This is a genomic window from Fulvivirga imtechensis AK7, assembly GCF_000331535.1.
Classification (GTDB): Bacteria; Bacteroidota; Bacteroidia; order Cytophagales; family Cyclobacteriaceae; genus Fulvivirga; species Fulvivirga imtechensis.
Window position 1 is genome coordinate 13439 of the sequence record NZ_AMZN01000001.1, and the last position, 18002, is coordinate 31440.

Genomic DNA, 18002 nt, shown 5'->3' on the forward strand with positions numbered 1-18002 from the left:
GTTATTCATCGGATGAGACATGCTTTGAGAAGACACTCATCGGATGAGTTCGCACACCTTGCTTCGGACTTCGGTCTTCCGACTTCATCCTAAACCACATGTATCAAATAGTAGTTCTTCTTACCTTTTTGCGCCAGCAGGTATTTCCCCTGCAGCAGTTCAAAATCAACCGCCTGCTTAGGGTCGCTTACTTTGGTTTTGTTGATGCTTACACCACCACCCTGTATCATCTTACGCGCCTCACCTTTTGAGGAGAAAATGATACCGTTTGATGCGTCTGAAAGCAGTTCCGTAATATCTGAAGTTGTGCCTAATGTATCCTTGCTGATCTCTGTTTGTGGTACACCTTCAAATACTGACAATAGCGTTTGCTCATCAAGAGATGCCAGGTCTTCTGTGGTAGACTTTCCAAACAAGATCTGGGAAGCCTTTACGGCCATATCAAAATCCGCTTCTGAATGAACTCTTATGGTGATGTCCTTCGCCAGAGCGTGTTGCAGCTTCCTTTCATGAGGTGCTTCGGCATGTTCTTTTTCAAGCGCTTCGATCTCTTCTTTGCTCAATAGCGTAAATATTCTGATGAAGTTGGAAGCATCTTCATCGGAAGCATTTAGCCAGTACTGGTAGAATTTATATGGGGATGTCCTTTCCCTGTCCAGCCAAACGTTACCTTCCTCAGTTTTGCCGAATTTGGTGCCGTCTGCCTTTTTTATCAATGGAGTTGTAATGGCAAATGCCTCTCCCTGGTCCTTACGTCTGATCAACTCTGTTCCCGTTACAATATTTCCCCACTGGTCTGATCCTCCTAGTTGTAGCCTGCAGTTTTTGTTTTTGTATAACCAATAGTAGTCATACCCCTGAACGAGCTGGTAGCTAAATTCAGTGAATGACATACCGCTTTCGAGCCTGTTTTTAACGGAGTCTTTTGCCATCATATAATTAATCGTAATATGCTTACCAACATCCCGGATAAAATCCAGGAATTTAAAATCTTTGAACCAGTCGTAGTTGTTAACCACTTCTGCCGAATTATCACCGCTATTGAAGTCGAGGAATTTCTCCAGTTGTTTTTTTACACATGCCAGATTGTGGTTGAGTGTCTCTTCAGAAAGCAGGTTCCGTTCTGCTGATTTTCCTGAGGGGTCGCCTACCATTCCGGTGGCTCCACCTACCAGGGCAAATGGCTTATGACCGGCTTTTTGAAAGTGTACCAGGGTCATGATCTGAACCAGGTTACCGATATGCAGCGAATCAGCAGTAGGGTCAAAGCCTATATAGCCGGCAGTCATCTCTTTGTTCAGTTGCTCTTCAGTGCCCGGCATAATGTCGTGAATCATGCCCCTCCATCTCAATTCAGCTACAAAATCTGTCATTTTTTTTAAAATTTATTAGCATTGTAAATAGGGTGCAAATATAGAAAAACGAATGAACCATTCTCGAAATTTAAATATCAATATTGACAGGGTTACTTACTGGAGTCAAATTAAATAACATGTTATTGGGATGTAATTGACAGACGTTTAACACCAATTTTTTCCGTTTGAGTAATAAATGACAACCGATCGGATATTTTTGTCGCTATAAATGTAACCTATTCACCGCAAATCAGTCAATAACAGAAGGATTATCTAAGTAACTATGAATATAAGACAAATTGTAATTGTAGGAGTCGGTATAGTAGTTTTGGTCGGTTCCTTTGTGCTAAGTGGGATACTGGGGAGTATGAAAGAACCACCTCAGGTAAAGGCTCCTGTTGAAATAAAAAAATATGTGAAGACTAAGCCGGTTGACTATGACCCGATAGCTACAGAGGTCACTGCTTTTGGCAGAGTAAGAACTGCAGAATCTTTGGACATGATAGCCGAGGTGTCGGGAAGGATGTTCGAAGGTGCCGTTACTTTAAAGGAGGGACAGCGATTTACTAAAGGTACACTATTGTACAGAATAGATGACACCGAAGCTAAATTCAATTTACAATCACAAAAGAGCACTTTCCTGAAGGATCTCGCAGCTATTTTACCCGATATGAAAATTGATTTTAATGATAATTATTCGGTATGGGAAAGCTATTTCGGATCTGTGCGTATGGATGAACCTCTGCCGGAGCTTCCCGAATATAAAAGTAACAAAGAAAAGACTTTTCTGGCTACAAAGAATATTTTCAGTAGCTACTATAGCATAAAAAGTCAGGAGGCGAATCTTAGAAAATTCAGGTTTTATGCCCCATTCAACGGAACAATTTCAGTAGTAAACCTGCAATCCGGATCATATGTAAATCCCGGTAGTAATATCGGTAAGCTACTACGGTCCGATAAACTGGAGATCAAGGTAGATGTCGCTACTTCGGATATTGACTGGATAGAGCTTGGCTCGCCCGCTACCGTAGTTTCTGAAAATGGTGATGAATGGACAGGGAGGGTAACCCGGATAGGAGAGTTCGTAAACCAGCAAACACAATCTATTGATGTTTTTGTGGCCATTCAGCCCGGAAATCGCAGGATCTATGATGGTGAATACCTAAAAGCACGAATACCTGGCAAAACTGTAGATAATGGAATGATCATACCACGTAATGCTATTTTTAATGGGAATGAGGTATTTGTTTTACAAGACAGCACACTGAAAGTAAGGCAGATCCAGGTACATAAACTGAATCCTGAGACTGTGATATTCTCAGGCTTACAGGAGCAGGAGAATGTGGTTGTGGAGCCGTTGATCAACGCACACAATAATATGAGGGCCTTTAAGCTGGAACAAAAGGAAAAGGAAATAGATCTCGAAAAAAAAGAGAGCTCGAACACTCTGGTAAAAAACTAATCAATCATGATGAAGTCGGTTAAAGGCTTAATTGAATATTTTGTTAAATATCCAATACTGGCCAACGTAATTATTGCACTCACACTCCTGGCAGGAGTAGTAAGCTTGCTCCATACTAAAAAGTCATTCTTCCCGACCCAAAAGGATAAAAATATTATCATTCAGGTGGCTTACCCGGGAGCTTCCCCGGAAGAAATGGAAGAAGGAGTGACATTAAAAGTAGAAGAAGCCTTAACCAGTATTGCCGGTATTGATGAAATTATATCCACGTCTTCCGAGAATTCAGCCAATATCACCGTAGTTACTCTTGAGAGCTATGCTATTGATGAAGTATATACGGATATAAAGAATGCAGTGGATGGTATCAGCTCCTTTCCGGTCAATGCTGAAAAACCCATCATCTACAAACAGCGTCAACAGTCGGTAGCACAGTGGCTGGGACTCACAGGTGATGTCGACCTGAGGGTTTTGGAACGGTATGCCAAAGATATAAAAGACGACCTGTTGGCCTCTGGTGTTATCTCTCAGGTCAATATCAATGGATTGCCACCCAGGGAGATCTCTATTGAGGTATCTGAGCAGGATCTTGCGCGATATGGCATCACTTTCGATGAGGTGGCCAATGCGGTAAGGCAAAATAACCAGGATATTTCCGCAGGCTCCATTAAGGCGGAAACGGAGGAAATCCTCATTCGCTCAAATGCAAAAGAGACGGATGCGGCTATTATCGGAGAAATAACTGTACGGTCCAACGCTGATGGAAGCAAACTTTTGCTCAAAGATATCGCTACAATTAAGGAGCAGTATGCTGAGCAACCGCAGAAGGCGCTGCTCAATGGAAAACGTGCTGTATTCATACAAGTGAATAAACTGGAAGACGAAGATCTTCAGGAAATATCAGCATTTGTAACACCCTATGTTGAGGAGTTTAACAGTACCCATAATGGTGTGAAGCTGGAGTTAACGTGGGATTTTATGACCATGTTGAACCAGCGCCTTGAATTGCTTACCAGTAATGGATTGATCGGCCTGTTCCTTGTACTTATTGCACTAGGTACTTTTTTGAGTCTCAGGTTGTCGTTTTGGGTAGCCTGGGGTATTCCTTCCTCTTTTCTGGGCATGTTTGTGCTGGGCAGTTTTGTGGGCCTTACTATCAACATGATCTCCCTTTTCGGTATGATACTCGTCATCGGGATACTCGTTGATGATGGAATTGTGATTGCGGAGAATATTTATTCTCATTTCGAAAAAACAAAGAACCCTATAAAAGCGGCCATACAAGGTACTTTGGAGGTGGTGCCGGCAGTATTTACTTCCGTAACCACTACCATTGTGGCTTTTCTGCCATTGCTGTTCCTTACAGGTGGGTTTGAATTCCTCAGAGACATGGCCTTCGTGGTGATTTTTAGCCTTGCATTTTCGCTCTTGGAGGCATTCTTTGTGCTGCCTGCTCACCTGGCCAGCAAAACGGTACTGAGTGTAAAAAAAGAAGATACCCGTAGCCATAAGATCAGGGGCTATATCAATCGAGGTATTGATTTTATGCGCTATAGCCTCTACGGCAATATGTTGAAATATACCATTAAATATAGGGCCGTGTCAATATGTTTCCTTATAGGGTTGTTTCCAATAATAATGGGGCTGTTCCAGGGTGGATTCATTAAGTCTACATTTTTCCCCCAGATCCCGTTTACAAGCTTCAATATCAATATTGCTTTTAAACCCGGTGAGCGGGAATCCAAGGTCGAAGCTTACCTGGAACGGTTTGACAATGCAGTTTGGGAAGTAAACAGTGACTTGAAAGAGGAACTTGATATAGAGGAGGATATTGTGAATTACACTTTTGGATCTGTGGGAAATACTGGTGATGGCTCCGAGTCAGGCTCACATGCAGGCAACATTAATGTGTTCCATAAAGAACTGGACGATTACGGTATCAATAGCTTCGATCTGATCAGGAAAATAGAAGAGAAGATAGGACCTGTGCCAGAGGCGGAAAAATTCAACATCGGTGGGGGCAACAGGTGGGGTAAGCCCATTTCTGTTAGGCTACTGGGCAAAAACTATGAGGAGCTGCAGCAGGCAAAGGATTTCCTAAAAGCAGAGCTGGTGAAGATTACCGACCTTAAAGATGTAGAAGATAATGTGGCTATCGGTCGCAGAGAAATGCTTTTCGATCTTACCCCTGAAGCGTACTTCTTAGGCCTTACGCATAATGACATCACCAAGCAGATCCGCCAGGGCTTTTTCGGCGAAGAGGTGCAGAGACTACAAAAAGGAGATGATGAAGTAAGGGTATGGGTAAGATATCCGGGATCAGGCAGATTGAATGTAGGCCAGCTTGAGGATATGAAGGTTAAAACCCAGCAGGGAGAACAATTCCCGTTGACACAGGTTTCAAACTATACTGTTGAGCGTGGTATTTCAGGTATAAGACATTATAATACCAATCGCGCTGTTACTGTTGAAGCGGATATGGTCGATCCCTTTGGAGAAGTACCACCGATATTAAATAAAGTGCAGACAGAAATTGTTCCTCAGCTACAGACCCAATACCCCACGGTAAAGGTTGACTACGGTGGGCAGGCTAAGGAAAGCGCCCGGGCAGGACAGGAAATAGGCTTGTTTTTCGGAGGAGCATTCTTGCTGATTTTCTTCATCATTATGATTACCTTCAGGTCCTTCTACCAGGCGGTTATGATCTTGGCCATGATCCCGCTAGGATGGATAGGAGCGGCTATAGGCCATGGGCTGGAAGGACACCCCGTGTCATTACTGAGCGCATGGGGAATGATCGCTTTGTCCGGTGTAATTATTAACGATGCCGTGGTATTCCTTGCAAAATACAACTCACTGGTGAAAGATGATGGACAATCGGTTTCAGAAGCTGCTTACAATGCTGGTATAGCTAGGTTCAGGGCTATTATGCTTACTTCCATCACAACTGTTGCCGGGTTGTGGCCTTTGATCATGGAGAAGAGCTTTCAGGCACAATTCCTGATACCAATGGCCATTTCAGTAGCCTATGGAGTGCTGGTAGGTACATTTATCATACTACTCTTCTTCCCGGTGCTCATCCTGTTCTTTAACGATGTAAGGAGATTCGCCAAATGGGTTTGGACAGGCGAAAAGCCTCTGAAAGAAGATGTGGAAAGAGCGCTGATAGATGAAGAGCGCGTCCATAAATATGACATTGCAGCATAAACCTGTTGAAAGATGAATTACAAAAAGGTATTTTTTAATAAAAGTAATGAGGAGCTTCTGGAGCTTTTGGAGCACGATGAAGGTACTATCAACTATAGTGCTAAATTATCCCTTCTTGATCTGCTGAAGGAGCGGAAAATAATTGATGAAGATGACCCTCGGGTTATTGCTATCAAACAGTCGTTGCAGGTGGAAGAGGATAAAATTAAGGATTTGAAATACCTGCACAATATGGGCTTTAAAATTCATGCTGCTGACGGTCAGGTGAAGATTGTAAGGTCAGGGATGGCGAAATTTGTTGATCTCTTGGGCGCTTTCCTCGGATTTTTGCTAATGCTCGTGTTTATACCCGCTTTTGGCAGATGGCGCGAAATATTTGATACAGGTATGGAGATAATGCCATTAGTTTTTGCAATAGTCCTTTCGGTTATTGGTCTACTGGGACTTATGCTTTTCCAAAAAGGCGCTGCGAGGTTTATTGATCACCTGGGGTTTGAGATTTTGAAAGACGGAAGTGCAATTAGGGTAAGCAGGCTTACCGGTTTTAAATTAAACAAATTTGATGTAGCCCCAAATGCTCTTTTTGTTGAAAAGAATGATGGAAACGTTAGTCTCGTTTGCGACAGCAATGATACCAGGTTTGCATTGATCACAACACATGGTGGCCCCCGTTTTGAAAAAACCATCTACTATTTAAAGTCGGAACTTGCTTAAAATGAATATGTATCGATCATTACTAATAATTGCTTTCAGCTTTTTATATATTTCTGTGTCCGCTCAGGAGGAGCTTTCACTTTCAGATGCAATAAAAACTGGTCTGAAAAGAAATTATGACATCAGAATTGAAGAGAAGAATATCGAAATAGCAGAGAATAACAACAGTTGGGGCGAAGCAGGCAAATATCCTACGCTTACACTTAATCTGAATCAAAATAACAGTTTGACTGATAATATTAAAACCGCCAGTCCTTTCCAGCTTCAGGACCAGACTATTTCAAATAGTTTGAACCCTGGAATAAATCTGAACTGGACATTGTTCAACGGTTTTAAGATCAATATCTCCAAGTATAGATTGGAGCAATTGCAGGCTCAATCAAAGGGAAACGCAGAAATTGTGATCTCCAATACCATACAATCGATTATACTGGGGTATTACAAGGCTGTTCTCGAAAAAGAGCGTTTGGAAGAGTTTGAGAAGCAGTTGCGCCTTTCTTCCGATAAATACGAATATACAAGGGTTAAATCAGAGTTGGGTAGCGCGGTGAGTTCTGATTTGCTTTTAGAAGAAGCCAATTATCTCACAGACTCAACGAATTATATTAATCAGCAGTTGACACTTCGAAATGCGGTCCGTGACCTAAATGTCCTGCTTGCTGAGCCTGAAGTGGATAAGCAGTATGTGCTTACCACAGAGTTGGCGGTAGAGGTGGAGGAGTATGAACTCGCGAACCTGATGACAAAGCTTAATACAAATAATGTTGATCTTAAGAAGCAATATATTGCTCAGCGACTTCTGGATTATGATGTAAGGCTGAGTAGGGCTGAAAGGTATCCCCAGGTTGCTCTTAATGCTGGTTATTCCCATAACAGGAGCCGTGTTGATTTGAGTAACGCTACTTTCCCCAGCCAGGATGGCAGCAGTTCTCCCGGGCCTCCGGATCCACTAAATGCTGTCACAGATAATTATTTCGCTAATTTTACAGTCTCCTTTACACTTTTTAACGGTGGACGAATTAACAGGGCCATACAAAACACTATAATCCAGGAGGATATCGAAAATATAAGAACTGATAAACTTAAAAATTCATTGTATGGAGATCTGGCAAAAGCACATGATGAGTACCAAATAAGGGCTCGGCTCTATAGGATCAGTGACAGAAGGAAAACTTCAACTCAAACTAACCTGAATATTTCAGAAGAAAAGTTTAAAACGGGAACGATCAATTCTTTTGATTACAGGACCGTGCAAAACAACCATCTTTCTGCCGCAATCCAGGAGCTCCAATCATTGTATAATGTAATAGATGCGAAAGTCACATTGATGCGCCTTACCGGCGGTATCATCGAAACTTATGTAGTAGAATAGTGGCGATCATGAACGATCTCAATAAAAACCCGTGAATTATCGCGGGTTTTCTTTTTTCAGCTCACTTAAATGGTTAAAATTGCATTTTTAAATTGATCATCTTTTATGAAGCAACCCGAATCTCTCCAACAAGTAGCCGAATTCCATAAAACTTTCCAGCATCCGATATTGGATAACCCTACTATCCCTGATGAAAAGCGGTGCGCGCTTCGGGTTTCGCTCATTGCGGAAGAGTTAAAGGAATTGGAAGAGGCGATAAAGGCTAATGATATTGTGGAGATTGCTGATGCTCTTTGCGATATACAGTACGTGCTGTCAGGCGCTGTACTTGAGTTTGGGCTCGCTGAAAAATTTAAAGCTCTTTTTGATGAGGTACAACGCTCCAATATGAGTAAAGCATGCGATAATGAAGATGAAGCCAAAGCCACAGTAAAATACTATCAGGAGGAAAGAGATACAGAATGCTATTTCAAAAAGATCGATGGTAAATACCTGGTTTTCAGAAGGTCAGATAATAAGACTATCAAGTCAATTAATTATTCTCCTGCTGATCTAAGATCAATTCTCAATAAATAATATTTCCTGAAGACCCCGGAAAATATTATATTACAAGTAGAGAAATAGCTACATGTCTAAAGAAGTTGAATCCCTTAAGGCTGAAATAGACAGGTTGAAAGCGATTATCAATCGGGATCATTCTGCGATAGATGATCAAACTTTTAAAGACCTGTTCGACAACAGCAGTGACCTGATTTACATTCATGATGAAAATGGCATTTTCATAGATGTCAACAAGGCTGTTTTAGAAAAATATGGTTATAGCAAAGAGGAAGTGATAGGGCAAACACCCCAAATGCTTTCCGTTGCCGGTATGAACGATCTTGATGATGTAGTTGCCAAAACAAAGATCGTATGGACGGGTGGGCCTGCGCAATCTCTTGAGTGGTGGAGCAGGCGGAAGGACAACACCATGTTTCTCAAGGAGCTTATCCTTCGTAAGGGTAAATATTTTGGCAGAGAGGTGATCGTTGCCACAGGCAGAGATATAACCGAAAGAAAAAGGGTTGAGAATGAACTTCGTAATAAAAACGAGGAGCTTAAAAATCTAAACGAAGCGCTTGATGCCTTTGTGTATAGCGCTTCACACGATCTGAAGGCACCGCTTCTTTCCATTAAAGGCCTCGTGGGGCTTATGAAAGTTGATAAGGAGACTAATCCTAACTATTACCTGGAGAAAATCAATCAGTCAATTCAAAAACTGACAAGCTTTGTCAATGACCTGGTGGAATATTCCAGAAATACACGCACAGAGGTAAAGGTCGAAGGTGTCGATTTCAGGGAATTTATTGATGAAGTATTTAGCAATTTTGAATTTTTACCTGACGACAGGCAAGTATATAAAGATATTGAAATAGATCAGGTCCACGATTTTTATACTGATCGTTATCGCCTGTATGTTATCCTCAATAACTTAGTCTCTAATGCCATCAGGTACAGCGACAAGGAGAAGGGGCAGTCTTTCATTCATGTGAAGGTACACCAGGAAAAGAGCAAGGTGATGATAAGTGTTTCTGATAATGGCATTGGTATCGCCAAAGCTCATGCCGGTAAGATATTCCAAATGTTTTATCGCGGCACAGATGTAAAAACAGGGTCAGGCTTGGGATTATACATTGTGAAGGAAACATTGAATAAGCTACAAGGCCATATCACATATACCTCTGAGCCAGGGCAGGGTACAACTTTTGTAGTAGAGCTCCCTAACCTGAAGGGGATGACTAATATTTAAGACCCATGAATACCTGATCACCTTTTTGTCTGACTGTGGATTCCGGTGAGGCCATGCAGCAGGTTGAACCAAGTAAAAATTTCCCAATTTCATCGGCTACATTCATAGATGCTCCTGGCTTAATTTGTAGATCAAGTACGATGGTACCAACAGCAGGTCCACCCACTATAGATAAGTGCCATGGACGACCAAGATCATCTGTTAGTTGCAAGTTTACACGTTCATTTCTTAAAGCAGGTAAAGACGGATCTTTCTTATAAACCCAGGGCCTGAGCAGGATCAGCTCTCCGGGGATGCGTTCTATCTTTTCAACTATACAATTCACAGGGCTATGGATTCGGTGATAATTGTTGTTGTGTAAAAACACATTGGAGAAAAAGTAGTGGCCGGGGATGTCTTTACCTAAATTTCCGAATATATGATGAATCAGTCGTATATCTCCCTTGACATTGATAGCGGGTAATTCATCCACACGGCCGTAATCACAAAGCAGTCCTTCACACGGCCAGATGTATGGCTCATCAGTTATGGGGCCCTTTTTGTACACGCGGGTAAAAAAATCCTGGAAGCTGCTATAATTAGCGTTGCCGGATTCTGATTGAAACTGTGACAGATATTCTTTAGTAAGTCCGTTGAATCTGCAATACGGTTTGATGATAAACCGGGTAAATGCGTGATTGTATACCCTCGCATATACCGATGAGATCATCTTTTGCCATAGAGCAGGGAGCTGTCCCCAGATGTGTAGTGAAATGAATCTATAGAGCACCATATTAAGATACGAATTTATAATGGAGATATTTTTTCGATATACGTGATGCAATGGCAGAGGGATTACCCTTGAAGAGGTTTTTAGACCAATAACAGGTTGCTGATGATCAACGATGTACATTTCTATATTGAGGAAGCCTAACACCCTCGCACCAGCTCCCGGACTTGTTCCCATAGCCGTTAACTTAAGAGAATAACGAGCCCCCAGAGGGGGTAAATCTTTGTAGCCCGGGGTGAAGCCCCGGGTTTAAACGAGAAGTTGAGTGTGCCATAGGAAGGCCCAACCATGGAACACAGGCTTCCTTGGCACACATGGCAGGAATGAGTTCGAAGCATTTACCTTAGTAAGCATGGATGCGCCAAAATAGCCTTCTCATCTTCCCAAGCTTGAATGTGGCGCATAAAAAAATCTAATCCTGTCCCGGGGCTTCACCCCGGGCTACCAATATTGCATCCCTACCGGGATGCTTAAGTTAACGGCTATGGGACTTGTTCCGGGACCCTTCAGCAAAGCACTTCTTGAGAAGTAGCCCGATAAACCCAGTCAATGAAATGGCGCAGAAAAAATCCCTATTTTTCGGCTTTTCATTGGTTTTGGCGGAGTGTTACTTCGGTTAATCCCCCTTCTCTCAAGGGCCCCGGAACAGGTCCGGGGACAAGTGGTTATGGATTTGACGTCTAAATATAGAACTCCAGTTGAAATACGGGAGATGTTTTTACAGGGATCGGGCGTACAGCCAGAATATTGGCATTGTTAAATACATCGATGAATTCAGTACGGCTAATACGTTCTTTACTCTGACCTGGTTTGATCTTGTGGTATTGCATTCGTCCCGATGAATTTGCCGTTGCGCTGTAAACATAATTATAGCGCAATGGAATAGGGGAGGGGACAAATCTCATATTGTTCATATCGTAACATCAGTCAGTATGAATTCTTGAAATTTGTATATACCATCCTGTTTTGCAGACTGTTATACTGTGAAAGCAGTATATAAGCTGAGTCGGGAACGTAATTAAACCTTCTTTTAAACTCATCAACTTTCATAGATAGTTCGTTGACGTAAAATCTGATCTGTTCCAGGTTTTTACACCGGGTAGGTTTTTCAAAGTTCTTTCTGGCGAAACTTGAAAACTCTTCGTCCAGCCTCTTTTTTTCGAATTCACTCATAGATTTGTGTATTTTTGCACAACTATCTAAAGCAATAATAACTAATACTCAGATTAATAACAATAAAATTGAGCATTTTTTTTGTGCATTTCTGCACATAAATAATAGACGATAGTTATCAATGGGTATGAAATAAACGAATTTGATGAAATGTTATAGTTTGTTGATTTACAGGTAGTTATTATATCTAACCGAAGTTATTTTTTAATCGTATTTTAGTAATATAATAGCGATAAGCATTGATCAGTTTGTTCCATTTGCTCAGTTTGTCGAGGTCTTTCCTGCTGTATCTCTACACACAAGAGTTTTTAAACATTATTTTTCTGACTTTTCTCATCATAGGAAAGTTGATGACATGTAAATTGAACAATTTACTCAAGGGATTAACAACTATTTAATTATATTTATGGCAAGTAAAAATAATTAAATAACAGTGACTATGGAAGAATCTACTGCAGGTGGCTTTCTCTCAAATTGGCATAGCGCAATGATTATAGGCGCTATTGCATTTACCGCGTTAGCTATTATCATCTATATATATCATAACATTCGTGTTTCTGGTATTAGTGATTATAAGGATAAATATGACTATCTGAGAAAATATGAGATCAAAGCGTACAAGCTGTGCTTTATACTTATTGCGGTAGCCGTAGCTATGTTGATCAATACATATGGTAAAAACACGCTTGAATTCGATCCGGTATGGTTTTTCGTGCGTTTGTTTATTTCCGTTGCAGGCGGAACACTCATAGGGTATATAGCTGCGTTGGTACTACAATACTACTACCCTACGAAGCTAAATAAAAAGCTCAGAAAATGGAGGTATACACCTCGTGTCAATCCTAATACCGGCAGAAAAATGAGACTGTTGAGCGAAGATGAGGAAGATGTACATTTGGATGAAGGGATGCAAGCGGAAGAGAATGTATTTTCAGTGGATTATGATGTTTGGATAGATGAGGAAACCGGTTATACCAAAATAGAAAAGTATCAGGGACACCTTGAAGCGCTGCAATGCGGCAATTGCGGCTTTTACACAATGAAAGTTGTTAGGGAGGAGATCATTGAGCCTCCAACAGAAACAAAGGAGGGTGAGCTGATCAAACATTATGAATGTCAGTATTGTGGCTCGGTTAGGGCTACACAATTCCATATAGCGAGGGAAGAAAACTATGATGGCTTCAAGCCCGAACAGTCCAAGTTCAAAAAAAATGCGCTGGTAAACGTAGTAAAAGTAGAGATCCATGGTTCAAATGGCGAAAAGAAAAGCTATACTTTTCAAACCGTAGAGCAGGCCACAAAATTTCTTGATGAGTTTGATTTCGAAAAAACAGGAGCAATATAGCTTTAATGTCATTCTTGGGAGGCTTTTCTCTATAGTCAACAAAAGTGAAAGCCTCCCTTATTCTACAGATGAAAAAACCTGAAAATCACTTCCTTTTATTTTTTATTTTGCCTAATTTACTCAATGCTTTTTCACCCGGTTTAGTTTTTTTTGAGAAGTTTTGTTACTTCTGGCACCCTTTTGGTGAAGTATGCGTTAATACCACAGAAAAATAATTATTGATTAGAAAGCAGAGAAGCATGAAGAAGATCGCAGTTCTATTAGCTCCCATCCTGGTACTTTTAAGTTTCATCACCTATAGTTCTAACCCTGCTGCTGACCTGGGTCTTGCTCCCGGAGATAGCACCGAGCTGGTTCCTAAATCGTATTACGGAGATGAAGCCAAACTGATCGCTCAGATACTGGACACCTACCATTACAAAAAAATTAAGCTTAACGACTCACTTTCATCAGTGATCCTCGATACGTACATTGAAACACTGGATAATAACCGTTCCTATTTTTTGAAATCGGACATCGAGTCTTTTGAGAAGTTCAGAACTAAAATTGATGACTTAACGAAAGCAGGAAGCGTTAGCCCCGCTTACGAAATATATGCAGTTTTTAAAGAACGGTTTGACAATAGAATGTCCTTTGTTCTCGATAGCCTGGTAAATGTGGAATTTGACTACACCATTGACGAATACTACAACACTGACCGCTCAAAAGAAGCCTGGTCTAATAACGATCATGAATTGAACGAGCTTTGGAGGAAGATGATAAAAAGTCAGACGCTTTCGTTGAGATTAAACGGCAAGGATCAGGAGGGCATAAAAGAAACTATTACCAAACGATATGAACGCTTTGACAAGGCCATTCAGCAATATAAAACAGAAGATGTGTTTGAACTGTATATGAATGCTGTTGCAGAAGCATTCGACCCTCATACCAATTACTTCTCACCACGTACTTCAGATCGCTTCAAACAGAATATGAGCCTTTCATTGGAGGGTATCGGAGCCAGATTGCAGACAGAGACAGATTTCACTAAAGTTGTGCAGGTATTGCCTGGAGGCCCTGCAGAAAAGAGCAACCTGTTGCATGAAAACGATAGAATAGTAGGTGTAGGACAGGGCGAGGAAGGTGAGATCGTAGATGTGATAGGATGGCGTATAGACGATGTAGTGCAATTGATCAAAGGGCCAAAAGGTACTACGGTAAGATTAGAAATATTACCTGCCGAGACTGGTGTTAACGGTCCTTCAGAAGTGATCACACTGGTTCGTGATAAAATTAAGCTGGAAGATATGCAGGCCAAGGCAGAAGTCGTGCCTCTGCGTAAAGATGGAAGAGAATTCAAAATAGGTGTTATCACGCTACCTAGTTTTTATATGGATTTTGATGCTTATCAGGCGGGAGACCCTGATTATACCAGTACCACAAGAGATGTGAAACGCCTGGTAGAAGAGCTCGAAGCGCAGGGGATTGATGGGTTGATGATGGACTTGCGTAATAATGGTGGCGGATCGCTGGCAGAGGCCATAGATCTTACCGGTTTGTTCATAAAGGACGGTCCGGTAGTGCAGGTGCGTACCTCAACCAACCGGATCGAAGTGGGTGAAGATGACGATCCGGGAGTGATCTATGACGGACCTTTGGCAATAATGATCAATAGATTTAGCGCTTCGGCCTCTGAAATTTTTGCTGCTGCTATACAGGATTACCACCGGGGTGTGGTAATCGGTGAACAGACATTCGGGAAAGGAACGGTTCAGAGTATAATTGACCTTGGTAAGTACCTCCAGTTAGATGGACAGCAGCAGGCAGGCCAGCTTAAGCTAACTTTGCAAAAATTCTACAGAGTAACCGGTAGCAGCACCCAGCATTTAGGTGTTAATCCCGATGTCAATCTGCCGTCAGCATTTGATGCAAATGAATTCGGAGAGAGCGCAAGCAAAGGTGCATTGCCCTGGGATCAGATCAAAAGCGCAACATTTAAAATGACAGACAAGGTATCACCCAAAATGGTGGTAAAGCTGAATGATGTTTACAATAAGAGACTTACCAGCGATAATGGCTTGAAAGGCCTGGTAGAGGATACCCGTGAGTTAAAAGAAAGCCTGTCTAAAACACAAATTTCGCTGAATGAAGAGAAGCGGAAGCAGGAGATAGCAGAGGCTGAAAAGAGAAAAGCCAGCCGGGTTTCACTTTCCGGGACTAAAATACAAAAGGAAGGAGACGGAGAGAAAGATGCTATTAAAATTGAAGACCCATACCTAAAAGAAGGGGTAATAATTCTATCTGAAATGATCTCAGAGATAGGATAAGATCTGTTGTATATTAGAAAGGAGCCATTATTCGCAGTTACGGAATAATGGCTCTTTTTTTTGGAAGAAGAGTGGCAGGCATGCATTAAATCGGCCTCTGGTTACCGATTATCACCGATTACTTCCGGCCTTAGTCTTCCAACTTTCACGTTTTTGATTTTTGAGCTATCTCCGTGCTACATTGTAGAAATTATTTAATTTTAAGCTTCAAGTAAACTTATAATGTATGTTAAATCGTAAGATATATTTATTGCTTTTCATCATGAGCATACTGGCTTTCAGGCCGGAATTAATTGCTCAGCAGAAGGAATATTCTGATGTCCGTGAGGCATTGTTTTCAGGAGGCAGGCTTTCGGGTGGTAGCGGCCCTGCCAGTGTCAACTGGATCGATAAGGGGGACCGGTTTTCCTATATTGATAGCAAAAATGGTACTCCTGAAATCAGGTCCTTCAATCCCAAAACTCAAAAAGACGAATTGATCTTTAAGGCAGAAGGGGTGAAATTTCCTGACCATGACAAAAATTTTGAGTACACCTCCTTTCAGTGGTCAAAAGATTCAAAGTATATATTATTCCAAACCAATTTCAGGCCGGTATGGAGAAGGTCAGGAATTTCTGACTTCTACTTTTACTCGGTGGCGGACAAGACACTAAAGCTCGTGGCTAAGGATGCTCAGACTGCTGAAATATCTCCTGACGGCACCAAGATAGGCTATGAAAGAGACGGGAACCTGTTTGTTTTTGACTTTAGTACCCAAAAGGAAACACAGCTTACCCTGGATGCGGAAGAGTATTTTTATAACGGACGTTTTGGTTGGGCCTATGAAGAGGAATTCGGATTGGCCCAGGCGTGGGTTTGGTCACCGGACAGTAAGTATATTGCATTTTGGCAGTCCGATGAACGTGACGTGCCTATTTTTCAGATGACCGACTATTCAGGGCAGCATGCGGAATATGTAAATGTGCCATATCCAAAGGTAGGTGATACCAACCCCACAGTAAAAATAGGCGTGATAGATGTGGCTGCACGCCACAATCAATGGATGGATGTGAAACTGAATGGTGGATATATTCCAAGAATTTACTGGACATCTACCTCCGGTCAGTTGGCTATCGTGCATCTAAATCGTAAGCAAAATCATTTGAAACTGTTCTTTAATGATGTAAAAAGCGGACAGGGAAAGCTGATCATGGAGGAACAATCGGAAGCATGGATAGATGTGTTTGATTTCTTTGCCGGTATCATGCATTTATTCTTTTTCCCTGAAGATAAGGAGGAATTCTTGTGGATATCGGACAGAGACGGGTGGAGCCATATTTACAGATATGATTACCAGGGTAACATTATCAACCAGGTGACCAACGGTGAGTGGGAGGTGACACGAGTGGAGGCTGTGGACTCAAAAAATAGCACGATATACTATACCAGCACCGAAGTGTCTCCCCTGGAACGTCACCTTTATGCTGTTAACTTTAGTGGTAAGGATAAGAAGAAGCTAACAAGAGCGGCAGGAAGACACTCACTTGATGTAGCTCCTAATGGAAAATATTATATCGATTCCTATTCAAATATTAATACTCCTCGTCAGGTGGAATTATGGACGTCCAAAGGCCAGATGCTGAAAAAATTTGAAGAGAATAAAGCCGTGAAGGAATTTACCAATGAGCACTTCTATTCCCCCAAAGAATTGGTTACCTTCACTACCAGCGATGGGCAGAAGCTCGATGCGTATATTATTAAGCCTAAAGATTTCAATCCCGAAAAGGCTTACCCGTTAGTGCTCAACATCTACGGAGGACCCGGTGCACAGTCTGTATATAATGAATTCGCCACCAGTGCCTGGGAGCAGTATCTGGCCCAACAGGGTTATGTCATTGCCAGCGTCAACAACAGGGGCTCAGGAGGCTATGGCAGTAAGTTCGAAAAGGTTGTCTATGGTAATTTGGGAGAGTGGGAGAGTAAGGATTTTGTTGAAACTGCCAAATACCTCGCTTCGCAATCCTGGGTAGATGGAGACCGGATGTCTATCCGAGGCCATAGCTATGGCGGATATATGTCAAGTTATACCATGCTTAATCACCCAGATGTTTTTAAGGTGTCGCTTGTAGGAGCGCCTGTCACCGATTGGAGGTTGTATGACAGTATATATGCGGAACGTTATATGGACCTGCTTAATGATAACAAAGAGGGTTATGAGAAGAGCGCTGCTACGGCAGCCGCTGGGAATCTGCAAGGAAGAATGTTTATTGCTCATTCAGCCATGGACGAGAACGTTCACATGCAAAACACCATGCAGTTGGTGAAAGCGCTGATTGACAATGGAAAGGATGCAGATCTGAGGATCTATCCCCCCGGCGCACATGGCGTGGCGTATAATGGCCCAAGCTATGTGTTGTTATACACCCAGTATGTCGACTATCTCAATGAGCACCTTAAGGCAGAAAATAAGCCAAAGGGAGTGAAGGTTGATAGTAAGTAGTGTCTTTAAGAAAACGCCAATGTCTGCGTTACGC

Annotated in this window: 13 protein-coding genes; 9 read left to right on the forward strand and 4 right to left on the reverse strand. The window is 41.9% G+C overall.

All coding sequences use genetic code 11. From position 1 onward, the window contains the following. Positions 1 to 89: 89 nt before the first annotated feature. A complete protein-coding gene (gene tyrS / locus C900_RS00080; protein WP_009577445.1) occupies positions 90 to 1373 on the reverse strand; it encodes a tyrosine--tRNA ligase in 1284 nt (427 codons plus the stop codon). 265 nt (positions 1374 to 1638) lie between these two features. Here tyrS and C900_RS00085 point away from each other — a divergent pair, with 265 nt between their 5' ends. The 6 genes from C900_RS00085 to C900_RS27910 all read left to right on the forward strand — a co-directional run bounded on the left by C900_RS00085 (position 1639) and on the right by C900_RS27910 (position 9896). Beyond that, the gene (locus tag C900_RS00085; RefSeq protein WP_009577446.1) at positions 1639 to 2817 is read left to right on the forward strand and encodes an efflux RND transporter periplasmic adaptor subunit; all 1179 of its coding nucleotides are present in this window, start codon (positions 1639 to 1641) and stop codon (positions 2815 to 2817) included. Between the two features lie 6 nt (positions 2818 to 2823). Next, positions 2824 to 6021 carry an efflux RND transporter permease subunit gene (locus C900_RS00090; RefSeq protein WP_009577447.1) on the forward strand — a complete coding sequence of 1066 codons (3198 nt, stop codon included), beginning with the start codon at positions 2824 to 2826 and terminating at the stop codon, positions 6019 to 6021. 12 nt (positions 6022 to 6033) lie between these two features. Beyond that, positions 6034 to 6735 (forward strand): hypothetical protein, encoded by a 702-nt coding sequence (locus C900_RS00095; RefSeq protein ID WP_009577448.1) that lies wholly within the window; start codon positions 6034 to 6036, stop codon positions 6733 to 6735. A gap of 7 nt (positions 6736 to 6742) precedes the next feature. Then, complete coding sequence (locus C900_RS00100; RefSeq protein WP_009577449.1) at positions 6743 to 8107, forward strand: TolC family protein; 1365 nt, start codon at positions 6743 to 6745, stop codon at positions 8105 to 8107. Between the two features lie 105 nt (positions 8108 to 8212). After that, positions 8213 to 8683 (forward strand): pyrophosphohydrolase domain-containing protein, encoded by a 471-nt coding sequence (locus C900_RS00105; RefSeq protein ID WP_009577450.1) that lies wholly within the window; start codon positions 8213 to 8215, stop codon positions 8681 to 8683. Between the two features lie 52 nt (positions 8684 to 8735). Continuing rightward, the gene (locus C900_RS27910; protein ID WP_009577451.1) at positions 8736 to 9896 is read left to right on the forward strand and encodes a sensor histidine kinase; all 1161 of its coding nucleotides are present in this window, start codon (positions 8736 to 8738) and stop codon (positions 9894 to 9896) included. Here the strand turns inward: C900_RS27910 and C900_RS00115 are convergent. The 3 genes from C900_RS00115 to C900_RS00120 all read right to left on the reverse strand — a co-directional run bounded on the left by C900_RS00115 (position 9886) and on the right by C900_RS00120 (position 11838). Then, a complete protein-coding gene (locus tag C900_RS00115) occupies positions 9886 to 10842 on the reverse strand; it encodes a phosphatidylserine decarboxylase (RefSeq protein WP_009577452.1) in 957 nt (318 codons plus the stop codon). The two genes, C900_RS27910 and C900_RS00115, sit on opposite strands and share 11 nt — an antisense overlap. Positions 10843 to 11345: 503 nt before the next feature. Beyond that, the gene (locus C900_RS29640) at positions 11346 to 11579 is read right to left on the reverse strand and encodes a hypothetical protein (protein ID WP_157493822.1); all 234 of its coding nucleotides are present in this window, start codon (positions 11577 to 11579) and stop codon (positions 11346 to 11348) included. Positions 11580 to 11592: 13 nt separating this feature from the next. Next, positions 11593 to 11838, reverse strand: coding sequence for a hypothetical protein (locus tag C900_RS00120; RefSeq protein WP_009577454.1), 246 nt, complete (start codon positions 11836 to 11838; stop codon positions 11593 to 11595). Positions 11839 to 12277: 439 nt separating this feature from the next. Between C900_RS00120 and C900_RS00125 the strand changes: the two genes are divergently transcribed. The 3 genes from C900_RS00125 to C900_RS00135 all read left to right on the forward strand — a co-directional run bounded on the left by C900_RS00125 (position 12278) and on the right by C900_RS00135 (position 17968). Further along, entirely contained in the window at positions 12278 to 13183 is a 906-nt protein-coding gene (locus tag C900_RS00125) for a hypothetical protein (RefSeq protein WP_157493823.1), read from the forward strand. Between the two features lie 239 nt (positions 13184 to 13422). Continuing rightward, on the forward strand, positions 13423 to 15489 hold the full coding sequence (locus C900_RS00130) for a carboxy terminal-processing peptidase (RefSeq protein WP_009577457.1): 2067 nt from the start codon (positions 13423 to 13425) through the stop codon (positions 15487 to 15489). Between the two features lie 226 nt (positions 15490 to 15715). Beyond that, a complete protein-coding gene (locus C900_RS00135; protein ID WP_009577458.1) occupies positions 15716 to 17968 on the forward strand; it encodes a S9 family peptidase in 2253 nt (750 codons plus the stop codon). Positions 17969 to 18002: the final 34 nt, after the last annotated feature.

Coding starts and splice junctions, on each gene's coding strand:
- tyrS (WP_009577445.1), bottom strand. CDS start 1,373: ATGACAGATTTTGTAGCTGAATTGAGATGGAGGGGCATGATTCACGAC.
- C900_RS00085 (WP_009577446.1), top strand. CDS start 1,639: ATGAATATAAGACAAATTGTAATTGTAGGAGTCGGTATAGTAGTTTTG.
- C900_RS00090 (WP_009577447.1), top strand. CDS start 2,824: ATGATGAAGTCGGTTAAAGGCTTAATTGAATATTTTGTTAAATATCCA.
- C900_RS00095 (WP_009577448.1), top strand. CDS start 6,034: ATGAATTACAAAAAGGTATTTTTTAATAAAAGTAATGAGGAGCTTCTG.
- C900_RS00100 (WP_009577449.1), top strand. CDS start 6,743: ATGTATCGATCATTACTAATAATTGCTTTCAGCTTTTTATATATTTCT.
- C900_RS00105 (WP_009577450.1), top strand. CDS start 8,213: ATGAAGCAACCCGAATCTCTCCAACAAGTAGCCGAATTCCATAAAACT.
- C900_RS27910 (WP_009577451.1), top strand. CDS start 8,736: ATGTCTAAAGAAGTTGAATCCCTTAAGGCTGAAATAGACAGGTTGAAA.
- C900_RS00115 (WP_009577452.1), bottom strand. CDS start 10,842: ATGGGAACAAGTCCGGGAGCTGGTGCGAGGGTGTTAGGCTTCCTCAAT.
- C900_RS29640 (WP_157493822.1), bottom strand. CDS start 11,579: ATGAACAATATGAGATTTGTCCCCTCCCCTATTCCATTGCGCTATAAT.
- C900_RS00120 (WP_009577454.1), bottom strand. CDS start 11,838: ATGAGTGAATTCGAAAAAAAGAGGCTGGACGAAGAGTTTTCAAGTTTC.
- C900_RS00125 (WP_157493823.1), top strand. CDS start 12,278: ATGGAAGAATCTACTGCAGGTGGCTTTCTCTCAAATTGGCATAGCGCA.
- C900_RS00130 (WP_009577457.1), top strand. CDS start 13,423: ATGAAGAAGATCGCAGTTCTATTAGCTCCCATCCTGGTACTTTTAAGT.
- C900_RS00135 (WP_009577458.1), top strand. CDS start 15,716: ATGTTAAATCGTAAGATATATTTATTGCTTTTCATCATGAGCATACTG.